11 protein-coding genes are annotated in these 13,755 nt (G+C 67.0%); 5 read left to right on the forward strand and 6 right to left on the reverse strand.

Annotated features, from left to right (window positions below; translation table 11 throughout):
• The first annotated feature begins 70 nt into the window (after nucleotides 1-70).
• The 3 genes from AC6LJ2_RS01630 to AC6LJ2_RS01640 all read left to right on the forward strand — a co-directional run bounded on the left by AC6LJ2_RS01630 (nucleotide 71) and on the right by AC6LJ2_RS01640 (nucleotide 4,138).
• Complete coding sequence (locus AC6LJ2_RS01630; RefSeq protein ID WP_498150599.1) at nucleotides 71-598, forward strand: sigma-70 family RNA polymerase sigma factor; 528 nt, start codon at nucleotides 71-73, stop codon at nucleotides 596-598.
• A 32-nt stretch (nucleotides 599-630) separates the two neighbouring features.
• Nucleotides 631-1,572: a FecR domain-containing protein gene (locus tag AC6LJ2_RS01635; protein ID WP_498150600.1), complete on the forward strand. Its 942-nt coding sequence runs from the start codon at nucleotides 631-633 to the stop codon at nucleotides 1,570-1,572.
• Between the two features lie 181 nt (nucleotides 1,573-1,753).
• Nucleotides 1,754-4,138 carry a TonB-dependent siderophore receptor gene (locus tag AC6LJ2_RS01640; protein ID WP_263912240.1) on the forward strand — a complete coding sequence of 795 codons (2,385 nt, stop codon included), beginning with the start codon at nucleotides 1,754-1,756 and terminating at the stop codon, nucleotides 4,136-4,138.
• A gap of 94 nt (nucleotides 4,139-4,232) precedes the next feature.
• On the opposite strand, the gene AC6LJ2_RS01645 is transcribed toward AC6LJ2_RS01640, so the two are convergent.
• The 3 genes from AC6LJ2_RS01645 to AC6LJ2_RS01655 all read right to left on the reverse strand — a co-directional run bounded on the left by AC6LJ2_RS01645 (nucleotide 4,233) and on the right by AC6LJ2_RS01655 (nucleotide 8,259).
• Nucleotides 4,233-6,641, reverse strand: coding sequence for a TonB-dependent siderophore receptor (locus AC6LJ2_RS01645; protein ID WP_498150601.1), 2,409 nt, complete (start codon nucleotides 6,639-6,641; stop codon nucleotides 4,233-4,235).
• 89 nt (nucleotides 6,642-6,730) lie between these two features.
• Nucleotides 6,731-7,744 (reverse strand): FecR family protein, encoded by a 1,014-nt coding sequence (locus AC6LJ2_RS01650; protein WP_498150602.1) that lies wholly within the window; start codon nucleotides 7,742-7,744, stop codon nucleotides 6,731-6,733.
• Nucleotides 7,741-8,259 carry a sigma-70 family RNA polymerase sigma factor gene (locus tag AC6LJ2_RS01655; RefSeq protein WP_498150603.1) on the reverse strand — a complete coding sequence of 173 codons (519 nt, stop codon included), beginning with the start codon at nucleotides 8,257-8,259 and terminating at the stop codon, nucleotides 7,741-7,743. The genes AC6LJ2_RS01650 and AC6LJ2_RS01655 overlap by 4 nt, the downstream gene beginning before the upstream one ends.
• Before the next feature lie 295 nt (nucleotides 8,260-8,554).
• Here AC6LJ2_RS01655 and AC6LJ2_RS01660 point away from each other — a divergent pair, with 295 nt between their 5' ends.
• On the forward strand, nucleotides 8,555-9,826 hold the full coding sequence (locus AC6LJ2_RS01660) for an MFS transporter (protein WP_498150604.1): 1,272 nt from the start codon (nucleotides 8,555-8,557) through the stop codon (nucleotides 9,824-9,826).
• A 515-nt stretch (nucleotides 9,827-10,341) separates the two neighbouring features.
• Here AC6LJ2_RS01660 and AC6LJ2_RS01665 read toward each other — a convergent pair.
• The 3 genes from AC6LJ2_RS01665 to AC6LJ2_RS01675 all read right to left on the reverse strand — a co-directional run bounded on the left by AC6LJ2_RS01665 (nucleotide 10,342) and on the right by AC6LJ2_RS01675 (nucleotide 13,090).
• Nucleotides 10,342-11,214 carry an NAD(P)-dependent oxidoreductase gene (locus AC6LJ2_RS01665; RefSeq protein ID WP_263912233.1) on the reverse strand — a complete coding sequence of 291 codons (873 nt, stop codon included), beginning with the start codon at nucleotides 11,212-11,214 and terminating at the stop codon, nucleotides 10,342-10,344.
• 108 nt (nucleotides 11,215-11,322) lie between these two features.
• Nucleotides 11,323-12,030 (reverse strand): fumarylacetoacetate hydrolase family protein, encoded by a 708-nt coding sequence (locus AC6LJ2_RS01670; RefSeq protein ID WP_498150605.1) that lies wholly within the window; start codon nucleotides 12,028-12,030, stop codon nucleotides 11,323-11,325.
• A gap of 157 nt (nucleotides 12,031-12,187) precedes the next feature.
• Nucleotides 12,188-13,090, reverse strand: a complete 903-nt coding sequence (locus tag AC6LJ2_RS01675; protein ID WP_498150606.1) for a helix-turn-helix transcriptional regulator — start codon at nucleotides 13,088-13,090, stop codon at nucleotides 12,188-12,190.
• Between the two features lie 171 nt (nucleotides 13,091-13,261).
• On the opposite strand from AC6LJ2_RS01675, the gene AC6LJ2_RS01680 reads away from it, so the two are divergent.
• A complete protein-coding gene (locus AC6LJ2_RS01680; RefSeq protein ID WP_263912228.1) occupies nucleotides 13,262-13,690 on the forward strand; it encodes a PaaI family thioesterase in 429 nt (142 codons plus the stop codon).
• The last annotated feature ends 65 nt before the right edge of the window (nucleotides 13,691-13,755 follow it).

Genomic DNA, 13,755 nt, shown 5'->3' on the forward strand with positions numbered 1-13,755 from the left:
CCTCTCGGCTAGAATCGAGAATAATATTCATTCTTAAGCCGCTCGGTTGCATGGGCGTCACGTTCGCCCCATGTCAGACCAGGCCCCCACCCTCTCTCTCGAAGCGCTCTACAGCGCCCACCACCCCTGGCTGGTGGGCATGCTGCGGCGCAAGCTCGGCAACCGCGACAACGCCGCCGACCTGGCGCAGGACACCTTCCTGCGCGTGCTGGCCAACCGCAACGTCGAAGCCATCCTGCGTCCGCGCGAATACCTGGCCACCATCGCCCGCGGGTTGGTGACCGATGCCTATCGCCGCCAGGCCATCGAACGCGCCTACCTGGAAACCCTGGCCGCGCGGCCCGAGCCGGTCGCCATTTCGCCCGAGGCGCGCGCCATCGTGCTGGAAACCGTGCTGGCCATCGACCGCATGCTGGACGAGTTGGGGCCGCGCACCCGCGAGATCTTCCTGCTGGTGCAGTTCGAGGAACTGACCTACGCCCAAGCCGGCGCCAAGCTCGGCGTTTCCGTCACCACCGTCAAGAACCACATGGTGCGCGCGCTGACGCAATGCCTGCTGCTGGCCGCCGACCAGGGTGTGCAAGTCGGCAGGCCATAGAGACTTCCTACCGTGTTGCAACGTACTGATCCATGACGGTTTCCGCAGAAACGCTTGAAGCGGCCGCGCGCTGGTACGTGGCCTTGCAGGACACCGACGCCGACGAGGCAACGCGGGCCGGTTGGGGCCGATGGCTGGACGCCGACGCCCGCCATCGCCAGGCCTGGGCGCGCATGCTGGATTTGCAAGAGCGCCTGGGCAGCGTGCCCGGCGACCTGTTGTTGCCCACATTGCAGGCCACCCGCCAACAGCAACGCCGGCGCCTGCTCGCCCTGGCCGTGCTCGCTGGGGGCGGGGCGGCGCTGGGCATGTACAACGCGCCTGCATGGCGGGTGCTGACCGCCGGGCTGCGCACCGCCACCGGCGAACGGCGCACCGTCACGCTGCCCGACGGCGGCATGCTCTATCTGAATACCGGGTCTGCCGTTGACGTCGACTACGGGTCCGAACGCCGGCTGCTGCGCCTGTACCAAGGGGAAGTCCTGGTGCAGACCGCGCCCGACAACGTGGGCCGCCGGCCCTTTGAAGTGCTGACGCCGGACGGCAGCGTGCGCGCGCTGGGCACGCGTTTCTCGGTGCGCCGCGAAGAACATGCCACGCGGGTGGCGGTATTCCAGGACGCCGTGCTGCTGCAGCCTGCCGATCCGGGCAGCGCTTCGCAGCGCCTGTCGGCCGGCCAGCAAAGCCTGCTGACGGCGCGCGCCGCCGCCGCGCCCCAGCCCGTGGTGCAGGGCCAGGCCGCCTGGGTCGACGGTCGGTTGGTCGCCATTGACCAGCCGCTGGGTGACTTCATCGCCGAGCTGGCGCGCTATCGCAGCGGCAGCCTCTCGTGCGATCCGGCGGTGGCCCATCTGCGACTGTCGGGTGCCTTCCGCCTGGCCGATACCGATGCGGTGCTGGAAAACGTGGCGGCTTCGCTACCCGTGGCGCTACGCACCCGCACCCGCTACTGGGTGCGTGTCGTGCCGCGTTGATCCAAAAATATTTTCATCGCGGGGTTGCTCTTTCCCGTTCTCATCCGGCCTACCAGATAGAGCCGCCTGGTCCAGGGGCTGCCTGCCCTGTCTGGACCGTGTGGCATGTCCTGTCCTGCCTATGAGAGCCGCCGTGTCCCGCAAGCCGCAAGCCGCCGTTGTCCGCCCTGCGTTTCCCTTGATGTCTGGTCTATCTTCCCGGCCGCCGCGCGCCTTGGGCGTCCCGCGCCTGTTGCCCGTCCTGCTCGCCGCGGCCGTCTGGGCCGCCTCGGCCGCAAGTCCGCTGGCGCCGGCCGCTCGGGCCCAGGCCGCACCCTCGGTCCGCAGCTACGATATCCCCGCCGGTCCGCTGGACGTCACGCTGAGCCGCTATGCCGCTGCCGCCGACATCACGTTGTCGTTCGACGCCGACCAGACCCGCGGCCGCCAGTCCGCCGGTATCCGCGGCAGCTACGCCGTGGACGCCGGCCTGGCCCATCTGCTGGCCGGCAGCGGACTCGATGCGCGTCATCGCGGCGGTGGCAATTATGTGCTGCGCGAGGCGCCTGCGGCTGGCGTTGCCACGCTGCCCGCCGTCACCGTCACCGGCGAAACCGCCTTCAGCGCCGTACCCGGCTACGCCGCCAGCCGTACCGCCACCGCCACCAAGACCGACACGCCGATCCTGGAAGTACCGCAGTCCATCTCGGTGGTCGGCCGCGACGAAATGGACGCGCGCGGCGCGCTGGATGTGATGGACGCCGTCCAGTACACCCCGGGCGTGTCCGGCAATACCTATGGCCCCGATAACCGCGGCTGGGAATACATCAACCTGCGTGGCTTCTCGACCTATTACGTGTCGTTCCGCGACGGCCTGGCGCAGACGCCCACCGGCGTCACCCGTTACTCCACCGAGCCCTACGGCCTGGAACGCATCGAAGTGCTGCGCGGCCCGTCGTCGATGACCTTCGGGCAGGGCGATGCCGGGGGCGTTCTCAACCGCATCAGCAAACGTCCCACCGGTGAGCGCATCCGCGAGGTGGAGGTGCAATACGGCAGCTACGAGCGCAAGCAATTGGCCTTCGACCTGGGCGACGCCTTCGGCCAGGACGACGCGCTCAGCTACCGACTGGTGGGGGTGGGGTTGGACAGCGACGACCAGGACAAATACCCCAATGGCGACAAGATCAACCGCAAGCGCCTGTACCTGGCGCCCTCGCTGCGCTGGCAGCCCAGCGCCGCCACGTCGGTGACCTTGCTGGCCGAGTACATCAAGAACAAGACCGGTGAAGATCCCTACTATTTCGCCAAGGACTACAAGCTTACCGACGTGAAGATGGGCGACCCGGGTTTCAGCCGCATGCGCAGCGAGCAGGCATCCATCGGCTACCTGCTGGAGCATCGCTTCAACGAGGCGTGGACCTTGCGCCAGAATTTCCGCTACAGCCATCTGTCGATGGACCGGCGGGTGATCTGGACGGACGAGGTCAACGAAGACGTCACCGCCATTTCCCGCGTCGCCCGCACCTGGGACGACCCGCTGAGCCAATCGGTGGTGGACACCCAGATGCAGGGAAATCTGCGGCTCTGGGGCACCGAACACACCGTGCTGATGGGGTTCGACTGGAGCGAACAGCGCGCCAAGGCCAACCGCTACATCGGCCCGGCGCCCGACCTGGATCTGCGCAACCCTGTCTATGGCGTGCCCATCGCGACGCCCACCAACCCGCTGGCCGACTACCGCCAGACGATCCGCCAGGCCGGCCTGTATCTGCAAGACCAGATCAAGCTGGACGACCACTGGATCGTGACGCTGGGCGGGCGGCAGGACCGGGTCACGTCCACCACGGACGATCGCCTGCACGACACCCACCAGACGCAGACGGACAACGCCTTCAGCGGTCGCGCCGGCCTGACCTACCTGGTGGGCAACGGCCTGGCGCCCTATATCAGCTATTCGGAATCGTTCGTGCCCAACAGCGGCGTGGACGCGGACAACAACCCCTTCAAGCCCAGCCGCGGCAAGCAGGTGGAAGTGGGCGTCAAATACCAGCCGGCCGGCTCGCGCAGCCTGTACACCGTGGCCGTGTTCGACCTGAACAAGACCCACATCGTCAGCTACAACCCCATCACCGACGAACAGCGCCAGACCGGCAAGCAGCGCGCCCGCGGCATTGAACTCGAAGCCAAGGGCGAACTGATGCGCGGCCTGAACGTTGCTGCGTCCTACACCTTGCTGGACATGAAGGTGCGCAGCAGCGGCGATCCACAAGAGGTCGGCAAAATCCCGATGGGCGTGCCCAGGCACACCGCGGCGCTGTGGCTGGACTACACGCTGGCCCAAGGCCTGGGCGCGGGCGCCGGGGTGCGCTACACCGGCCGGCGCCAGAACGACGAGCACAACACCTCCAGCGAGCCCGGCGTGGCCCTGGTCGATGCCGTGGTGCATTACGAAACGGGCCCGTGGCGCCTGGCGCTGAATGCCACCAACCTGTTCAACCGCGACTACTACTCGATCTGCTACATGGGCGAGTGCTACCGCGGCGCCGAGCGCACGGTGGTGATGACGGCACGCTATCGCTGGTAGGCGCGCAGAGTGCCTTGTGCCGCGGACAGTGCCGCGGCGCAAGGGCTTGCTTCAGTCGGCAAGCGCGGGATAGAACCGCTGCAGAACGCGTGCCTCAGAACGCATACTTCAACGTCGCCACGACGTTCCGTTCTTCGCCGTAGTAGCAGTAGTTCAGGCTGGCGCACGAGGCCACGTAGGTCTTGTCCAGCAGGTTGTTGGCCGCGACCCGCACGCTCATGCCCTTGAGCGAGGACGACAGCCGGCCCAGGTCGTAGCGCACCGACATGTCCAGCAGCGTGTACGCCGGCACCTTCAGCGTGTTGGCGTTGTCGGCCCAGCTGGTGCCCACGTAGCGCACGCCGGCGCCCACGCCCAGGCCGTTGTCGAACTGATAGTCGCCCCACACCGACGCCATGTGGCGCGGCGCCTGGTAGGGCGTCTTGCCCGCCAGGCCTTCGGCCGACTCGCGGTAGCGCATGTCGGTGAAGGTGTAGGCGGCCAGCATCGTCAGGTTGTCGGTCAGGCGGGTCTTGCCTTCCAGCTCGATCCCGCGTGAACGCACTTTGCCCGCCGCGGTGTAGTAGGTCTGCGCCAGCACGCGGTTGGCGACGTTGTCCTGCGTCAGGTCGAACACGGCCAGCGTCACCATGTTCTCGGTGCCGGGCTGCTGGTATTTCACGCCCACTTCGTATTGCTTGCTCTGGGTCGGGGGCAGCAGGTTGCCCTGGCGGTCGACATAGGCGTTGGGGTTGAACGATTCGCTGTAGCTCACATACGGCGACACGCCGTTGTCGAACAGATAGACCAGCCCGCCGCGCTTGGTGAACGTCGAGCCGTTCCAGTTCTTGTCCGACAGGTAGGCGCCGGTGCGGCTCGAATCCGTGGTGCGCACCTCGTCCTGGCGGCCGCTCAGCGTCAGGCGCCAGCGGTCGTAGGCCAGTTGGTCCTGCAGGTAGAAGCCGGTCTGCTCCAGCTTGCGGTCAAAGAACGTGCGGCTGGTGATCTGCACGTCGCCCTTGGCATAGTCTGGTTGGAACGCATCCAGGTTCGACGCCGAGCCTGAATCCCAGCGGCCATCGGCGTGGCGATGCTGGTAGTCCAAGCCCAGCAGCAGCGTGTGCTTGACCGCGCCGGTTTCAAAGCTGCCCTGCAACTGGTTGTCGATGGCGAAGGCGCTGAGCGTTTCGCGGGCGCCCGAGTAATAGCGCGTCAGCTCGGTATCGTTGGCCCAGCCATAGCCGTAGACCTGCTTGAGGCGCACGTCGGACGACACGTAACGCGCGTTCTGGCGGAACGTCCAGCGATCATTGAAACGATGGTCGAACTGGTAGCCGAAGATGCGCTCGTTGCGCTTGAACTGATTGTCGTCCGGGTCCGAATCCACGAAGTGACGTGAAATGCGCTGGCCGGCGTGGTCGTTGGTGATGCTGGCGTCGGCCGGCACGCCACTATGGAAGCCGCCGCTGGGGTCGCGCTGCAAATAGGCCTGGAGCAGCAGGCTGGTGTCCGGCGTGAACTTGAACATCACCTGCGGCGCAATCGCGTAACGCTCTTCCCGGGTGTTGTCGAACTGCGTGTCGGTGGACCGGCCCAGGCCGGTCACGCGGTAGGCCACCTTGCCCTGGTCGTCCACCGGGCCGGCCAGGTCGAAGCCCGCGCTTTTCTGGCCCTGCGTGCCGTACGACACCTCTACCGAGCGATACGGCTCGAACAGCGGGCGCTTGCTGGTCAGTTGCACCAGGCCGCCCGGCGCGCTGCGGCCGAACAGCACCGACGAGGGGCCACGGAACACGTCGATGCGCTCGACGAAGTACGGGTCGATCTGGATCGAACTGAACGTGCCCGAATCGCTCAGCAGCTTCAGGCCGTCGTAGATGGTGTTGTCGGTGCTGTTCTCGATGAAGCCGCGCAATGCCACGTAGTCGTAGCGGTCGGCAGCGCCCACCAGGCCGGTGAAGGCGCCGGGCGTATAGCGCAGCGCTTCGGACACGCTGCGCGGCTTCTGTTCGTCCAGCTGTTCGCGGGTGATGACCGACACCGATTGCGGCGTTTCGATCAGGGCCGTGTCGGTCTTGGTGGCGCTGGAACTGGTCGAGGCCAGCAGGCCCGCGGTCGGGTCCAGCGCGCCGGGCACGCCCTGGCCGCTGACGCGCACCGCCGGCAGCGTGGTGGCGCCGGGTTGCGGCTGCGGGGTCAGCACATAGCCGCCCGCGCTGCGGGTGGCCGCGAAACCGCTGCCGGCCAGCAGTGCGCGAAAACCTTCGTCCACCCGATAGCGTCCGCGCAGGCCCGGCGTGGTCAGGCCCTGGATGCGGCTGGCGTCCACGGATATCGCCACGCCCGCCTGCTGGGCATAGCGGTTCAGCGCCGGCGCCAGCGGCCCGGCGGGAATGTCGTACGGCAACGCGGCGTCGGTCTGCTGCTGCGCGTGGGCGGGCAGGGCGGTGGCGCCTCCCAGGGCGGCGAGCGCCAGGCAAAGCGCCAGCGGGGTCAGGCGGTGGGTCAGGGTCGGCAAGGGCATAGCGGGTTCCGTGTGCGTGAGTGTCCTGATTGCTATGACGCGCCACGCGGAAAAAGCGGAACCGTTGCAGCGAAAAAAAGTAAAAAAAGTCAGCGGGCGGGCGCCACCCGGTCGATCATCACCAGCCAAGGGGTCAACGTGCGCACCCGGATCGGGAAGCTGCTGGCCAGCAATTGCAGCGCGCGCTCGGGGTCGTCCAGCGGCAGCACGGCATTGACCTGCATGCCGGCCAGCGCCTCGCGGTCGATGCGCATGACGCCCGGCCGATAGCGCGCCAGGGTATCCAGCACGTCGACCAGCGGCTGATCCTGCACCACCAGGCGGCGGTACTGCCAGGCGTCTTCCAGCGCGGCCACGTCCACGGCCGTCGGTTCGCCCAGGCCCTGCGCGGTGATGCGCAAGGCCTGGCCGGCCGACACCTCGCGCCCCGCGCCGCCCGCCGCTTGCCGCGGGGTGGCCCGCACCTTGGATTCCAGCATGGTCAGCACGGTCACGCCGGCCTCGGCGTGCACCACGAAGCGGGTGCCCAGCGCGCGCACCGTGCCCTCGGCCGTGCGCACCGTGAACGGCCGGGCGGCATCCTTGGCGACTTCCACCAGGATGTCGCCGCGCACCAGTTCCACCTCGCGCCGCTGTGGATCGAAATGCAGGTTGAGCGCCGTGCCCGGTTCGAGCGTCACGCGGCTCTGGTCCGACAGGACGTGCGTTTGCCATTGGCCGGCGCCGCTGCGCATGTCGGCCAGCAGATACGACGAGGGATAGAAATGCAGGAACACCGCCAGCGGCGCGGCCAGCACGCCCGCCAGCGCCACGGCGGCCATGGCGCGGCGCACGCGGCGGCGCCGGCCGGCTGCCCAGCCCGCCTTCAAACCCGCGTGCAGCGGCTGCGTCTGCCCCGCTGCGTCGTCGCGCAGCGCACCCAGCTGCGCCAGCACGGATTCCATGCGTCGCGCGGCGGCTTCGTGCTGCGGATGTTCGCGCTTCCAGGCGTCAAAGTCCGCCCGCAGCCGTTCGCGTTCGGCCGGACTGGCGTCATCCTCGGTCAGGCGCAGCAGCCACTGGGCAGCTTCGTGCGCGATGGACGGTGTGCCGGCCGCGCTCATGCCTGCACCTGTTCATGGCAATGCACCAGCGCCGACACCAGGTACTTGCGCACCATGCGGTCGGACACGCCCAGTGTCGCGGCAATCGCGGCGTGGGTCTCGCCATCCAGGTAATGCAGCAGGAACGCCTGGCGCGGCCGTTCGGCCAGCCCGTCCAGGATGGCGCTGATCTGCGCCAGCGCCTGCGAGGTCATCAGGATCTGTTCCGGCGATGGCGCGCCCGGCTGGTCGCGCAGCGCCAGGCTCAGCTCGGCCAGGTAGGCGGCTTCGACCTCGCGGCGGCGGGCCTGGTCGATGATCAGCCGGCTGGCCGTGACCGAGAGATAGGCGCGCGGTTCGTTGACCGCGGCCAGCGCATCGCGCGACGCCAGGATGCGCGCAAAGGTGTCGTGCGCCAGATCGGCGGCGTTGTGTGGGCAGCCCAGCTTCTTCTTCAGCCAGCCCAGCAGCCAGCCGCCGTGGTCGACATACCAGGCATGCAGGTCGGGATCGGGGCGGGACGCGGCCGTGGGCATCGAAAACGCGCAGAGGCGGGGGGGAAAAGAGCTGCCGGGGCAGCCGTTCGGGAAGGGGTTTGGTAATGAAAATAACACTCAATTATATTTGGTCAGCTGGAAATTGCGAACCCACCGCCGGCCGACCGGCCACCGGACAGGTCGTTGTCGCCGCCGCATCCCGTCCATATAGCCGGGAGTAATATGGCGCGTCTGGCGGCCGGCTTTCGTTTGCACGCATCCCCTGCGATGTCTGAGATCTTGAAGCGCCCCGGGCGACAAGAATTCACCAATAAGAAGACAAGGAGCGAGGCAAGTGGAGAAGCAAGAATCAGGCGGCTGGTATTTCGGCTGGAACATCGTCGGCGCCGCCACGGTACTCACCCTGTTGACGGTGGGCCTGCGGATGGGCATCGGGCCGTTTTTCCTGCCCATGGCCGACAGCCTGGGTTTTTCGCGCAGCCTGCTGTCGGGCATCGTCGCGGTCGGCATGCTGTGCTATGGCCTGGGCATGCCGTTGGCCGGCTATCTGGTCAGCACGCGCGGCACCCGCTTCGTGCTCTTGACCGGCACGGCCATCGTCGTGGCCTCGTCCATCTGGACCGTGTTCGCGCGCGGCCCCCTCGAATTCCTGCTGGCCTTCGGGGTGGCGCTGTCGATCGGCCTGGCCTTCACCAGCCCGGTTGCGCTGACCCCCGTGATCAGCCGCTGGTTCACGCGCCAGCGCGGCATGGCGCTGTTCTTTCTGTCCACCGGGTCCATGGCGGGCATCGCGCTGATGACGCCCACGCTCACCTTTGCCATCTCGGCCGTCGGCTGGCAGGAAACCCTGCTGGGCTTTGCCGTGCTGTTCGCGCTGCTGAACGTGCCCGTGGCCCTGTTCGTCATGCGCGACCAGGCGCCCGAACACACCGACCTGCTGCCGCACCAGATCGTCGAGAAAAAAGCCTCGGCCAAGGCAGCCGCCAAAGCGCCCGACGCCAAGATCCGCGACGCCGTGCGCACGCTGCCGTTCTGGCAGGTGGCGCTGGGGCTGTTCGCCTGTGGCTTCAGCATGAACCTGCTCGGCACCCACGGCATGCCCATGCTGATGGATCATGGCTTTGACGCCACCACCAGTTCGCTGGGCATCGGCCTCATCGGCCTGGTCGCCATCTTCAGCACGCTGGTGCTGGGCCGCATGTCGGATCAGGTCGAGCGCCGCAACATCCTGGCCACCATCTACCTGGTGCGCGGGCTGGGCTTCTTTGCGCTGGTGATGGTGGGGGCGCACTGGGAACTGTATCTGGCCGCCACCATCGGCGGCGTGGTCTGGGCGGGCAGCATCGCGCTGTCGTCCGCCATCCTGGCCGACGTGTACGGCGTGCGGCTGGTGGGCGTGCTGTACGGCCTGACCTACCTGGGCCACCAGGTCGGCGGCATGATCAGTTCGTGGCTGGGCGGGTGGGCCTTTGAACGATTCCACACGCATTGGGTGGCGTTCGGCGCGGCCGGCGCCTTGCTGCTGCTGGCGGCCATCATCTCGATGCAGTTGCCGCGCCGCGGCGCGTTGCGCGCCGTGCCGGCGATGGCGGCGGGCCGGCCCTAGTATGTTGTCTGTTAATCCTTAATCGAGCACATCCTATGAGAGATTTCCCACCGGACAGGCCTGGCCCCAAAGGAATACTGATAAATGAAATACGAACGCGAGTAAAGAGCGTAGTCCGGGGTTCAGATACCTCGGTACTCAAAGCCCTGTTGGGAGAGCCCGATCAAGTAACCTCGGTCCTCTCAGACTGGTTGCCGAGTTCAGCCGTTCTTGGGATCGAGGATCTTGGTTCCAGTTTCTTCGATGGCAAGCCCCCACGCGTTGAATACACATGGGTGTACGTCAACCCCTACCGTTCGACCGTTCGTCATTGCTTCGGCATTTGTGGCGACATTCTGGTTGCTGTCTGGGAAGTCAACGGGAATAGTGTCGTAGTCTACGGCTGAGGCCAGCGATTCTCTCCACTCTTCGCGGAAACTGAGGCGATTCCAGGTCTTTCAAAATGAACTTCTGGACGAAATGCCAAGCACCGGACTTGCGAAGAACAAAGCCCGGGCCTGCCATGTCGATCTGCCTTAGCGGTCTTTCAGCAACGACACCAGTTCGGGCACGTAGCGGTCGCCGCCGCCCTGGTCCACCGCCTGGTCATAGGTGTGCAGCACGGCCGCGCCGATCTCGCGCACCGCGCCCGTCTCGGCGGCCATGGTGTTGTAGTAGGACAGGTCCTTCTGCGCGTTCGACATGAAAAAGCGCAGCGACGACGGGTCCTGTTCGAGCAGATAGGGCTTCAGGCGCTCCAGCGCCACCCCACCGCCGCCGCCCTTGGTCAGCACTTCGGCGAACACGGCCGGGTCGATGTCCGCGCGCAGCGCGCAGGCGGCGGCTTCGGACAGCAGCGCGATCGCGCCCAGCGACACGTAGTTGTGCAGCAGCTTCATGCGGTGGCCGGCGCCGATGGGGCCGGCATGCGTGATGTTCTCGGCAAAGCACGCCAGGATCGGCCGGCATTCCGCGAACAGCGCGGCATCGCCGCCCACCAGCAGGTTCAGGCGGCCTTCGGCGGCTTCCTTGGGCGTGCGGGTCATGGGGGCGTCCAGGAAACGGCCGCCACGCTCGATCACCGCCTCGGCCACCTTCAGGGTGGACGACGGAATCGCGGTCGAGCAATCAATGATGACGGTGCCCGGGCGCAGCCCTTCCAGCACGCCGCCCGGCGACAGCAGCACGGCTTCGACCTGCGGGCTGCCCGTGACGCACAGGATGATCACATCCGACTGCGCCGCCAGCGCCGCGCCATCGGCGCAACTGGTGGCGCCCGCGGCCTTCAGGGCATCCAGGGGCTGGTTGCCCGGATGTTCCAGTACGGTCAGCGCGTGACCGTGCTTGACCAGATTGCTTGCAATGCCATGGCCCATCAGGCCGATGCCAACCATACCGATTTTCGCCATCTTCCACTGCTCCTGCCTCACGGGCGTTTGTTGTGGCGTAAATCTTACTCTCAGAATTGCGATGGCAGCCGCTGCGGGGGCGCTGGCTGGCCCCTCGCCTTCCGCGTGTCAGACGATACGAATGCTCAGTTCCGGCAGGCCGTCCACATGCGCGCGAATCACGTCGCCGCGCACCACCGGCCCCACGTTCTCGGGCGTGCCCGAATAGATCAGGTCGCCGGGGAACAGCTCGAATGCTTGCGACAGCCGCGAAATCTGCTCGGCCACCGACCAGATCATGTGGCTCAGCGTGGCCTGCTGCTTGCGTTCGCCGTTCACCGACAGCCAGATCTCGCCTTCCTGGTAGTGCCCCGTCTGGGCTACCGGGTGGATCGGCCCGATGGGGGCGGCATGGTCGAAGCTCTTGCCGATTTCCCACGGCTTTTTCTGGTCGCCCATGCCGCGCTGCAGGTCGCGCCGCGTCATGTCCAGGCCCAGCGCGTAGCCGTACACGCATTGCAGCGCGTCTTCCGGCGCGATGTCGCGACCGCCCTTGGACAGCGCCGCCACCAGTTCCACCTCGTAGTGGTAATTCTGGGTCAGGGGCGGGTAGGGGTGGTCCGTCACGCTGTCGGGCAGCACCACCTGGATCGCGTCCGTCGGCTTCTGGAAAAAGAACGGCGGCTCGCGCGTCGGGTCCGAACCCATCTCGATGGCGTGGGCCGCGTAGTTGCGGCCGATGCAGTAGATGCGGCGCACCGGAAAGCGCTGCGCGCTGCCGGCGATGGGCACCGTGGTCTGGGCCACGGCAAAAGGGGTCTGGGCGGGCTGGGTCATCGCGGGTCTCCTGAAGGTTGCGAGGGTTGCAGCCACTTTACGGTTGCCGCGCCCCGGTGCACTGGAGACGATTACGCAATCCCTGGACGATTCCGTGATTTGCAGGACGGTGCGGTCCCGGACCGCGGCAGATCGCGGCTCGGCGCGGCCATCCGGCTCACCGGTCCGCGTTGCCCGCCCGCAGGCGTTCACGGTATTCGGTCGGGCTGACCCCTTCCAGCTGCCGAAAGCGACGCGAGAAGTACGCCTCGTCCGCAAAGCCCGCCGCGTGCGCCACCTGGCTGACCTTGCGCGCTGAATGCGCCAGCAGATCGCGGGCCAGCGCCATGCGGCGTTCGGCCACGAGTTCGGTGAAGGTCTTGCCGGTTTCCTTCTTCAGCAGATGCGCCAGGTAATTGGGCGACAGGAAAGCGGCCGCGGCCGCATCGTTCAGCGTCAGGTTCTCGGTGATGTGCGCGCCGATGTGCGCCAGCACGCGCTTGACGCTGCCGCGGCGGCTGCTGCCAGCGTGGTGGCGCGCCATGTGCAGCAGGTCGGCTTCATGGCGCTCGCACACCAGGCCGATCAATTGCAGGATCAGCCCGCGGATCGTCGTCAGCGAGCCAAAGCCGCGGCGCTGGTTTTCTTCGGTCAGGCGCTGGATCAGATCCTGCACCTGCGCAAAACCGTCGTCGTCCAGCTCGAAATCCAGGTATTCCTGGAACAGAAAGGGCGCCAGCGCCGGCGCCTGCGATACCGGCACGTCTTCCAGGTCCAGCGGGTCCACCGTCAGTTCCGGCCACAGGAAACGCTGCGCGAAATTGATGATCACGTAACGCGCGCCCGGCGGATGCGGCACCAGGTGCACCCGGTACGGCAGCACAAAGCTCAAGGAACCGCGCTTGAACGGGCGCACCGTGCCGCTGATGGTCTGGCGGGTATCGCCGTCCAGGTTCACCTGGATCTGAAAGTACTCGTGGCGGTGCGGCTGTTCGAGCGGCTCGCGCACCTGCTGCGCGCGGATATCGAAATCGAAATAGTCCGCGCGCTCGGCCATGCCGTAGGTCTTGATGGGGTTCATGCGGGAAACTGGGTGCCGGGCGGTTGATGGCCAGACTGTAGCGCCGGCGCGACGGCCGCGCCAGGGGGCGGCGATATTGTCCGTTCACCGGTCGCCCGGCCGCCGCGCCCGTGCGACACGGCCGGATTGCGCTACCGTTGCAGGCTCCGCAGCGGATTTCTCCCTGACACCATGATCGATTCCATCCCCTCCGGCTTTGCGCCCTGGCGCCCCAGCAGCGCCTTCATGCAGCACCTGGCCGACCTCAGCGGCTTTTACCGGCGCGCGGCCGACGACGTGCTGGCCCTGCGCGTGGGCCAGGTCCACGGCAATATGCATGGCATGGCCCATGGCGGCTTTCTGGCCACCCTGGCCGACAGTGCCCTGGGATTCGTCATTGCCCACCAATGCCAGGCCTCGGTCGTGACCGCCCAGATGTCGGTGGAATACCTCAACGCCGTCATGCCCGGCGACTGGCTCGAAGCCCACGTCACCATCGACAAGCGCGGCAAGCGCCTGATCTACGCCACCTGCCGGCTGCTGGTCGACGACCGCCTGGTGCTCAAGGCCAGCGCGGTCTTTGCCGTGCGGCAGGCGGCCACGCCGACGTCGGACGGTTGAGCGGAAGCCCCCCACACCGACGCGCCGACCGGGGATGCCGCCTTCGATCCGTCAGGCGGGGCAAC

Source organism: Achromobacter sp. 1014246743 (genome assembly GCF_059760725.1).

What these genes read in the sequence shown, in the direction of transcription:
- AC6LJ2_RS01655 (WP_498150603.1), bottom strand. Translation starts at nt 8,259, where the DNA reads ATGCCCACGGCCGCGTCCCGCCCCGATCCCGACCTGCATGCCTGGTAT.
- AC6LJ2_RS01680 (WP_263912228.1), top strand. Translation starts at nt 13,262, where the DNA reads ATGATCGATTCCATCCCCTCCGGCTTTGCGCCCTGGCGCCCCAGCAGC.
- AC6LJ2_RS01675 (WP_498150606.1), bottom strand. Translation starts at nt 13,090, where the DNA reads ATGAACCCCATCAAGACCTACGGCATGGCCGAGCGCGCGGACTATTTC.
- AC6LJ2_RS01630 (WP_498150599.1), top strand. Translation starts at nt 71, where the DNA reads ATGTCAGACCAGGCCCCCACCCTCTCTCTCGAAGCGCTCTACAGCGCC.
- AC6LJ2_RS01645 (WP_498150601.1), bottom strand. Translation starts at nt 6,641, where the DNA reads ATGCCCTTGCCGACCCTGACCCACCGCCTGACCCCGCTGGCGCTTTGC.
- AC6LJ2_RS01665 (WP_263912233.1), bottom strand. Translation starts at nt 11,214, where the DNA reads ATGGCGAAAATCGGTATGGTTGGCATCGGCCTGATGGGCCATGGCATT.
- AC6LJ2_RS01650 (WP_498150602.1), bottom strand. Translation starts at nt 7,744, where the DNA reads ATGAGCGCGGCCGGCACACCGTCCATCGCGCACGAAGCTGCCCAGTGG.
- AC6LJ2_RS01640 (WP_263912240.1), top strand. Translation starts at nt 1,754, where the DNA reads ATGTCTGGTCTATCTTCCCGGCCGCCGCGCGCCTTGGGCGTCCCGCGC.
- AC6LJ2_RS01670 (WP_498150605.1), bottom strand. Translation starts at nt 12,030, where the DNA reads ATGACCCAGCCCGCCCAGACCCCTTTTGCCGTGGCCCAGACCACGGTG.
- AC6LJ2_RS01635 (WP_498150600.1), top strand. Translation starts at nt 631, where the DNA reads ATGACGGTTTCCGCAGAAACGCTTGAAGCGGCCGCGCGCTGGTACGTG.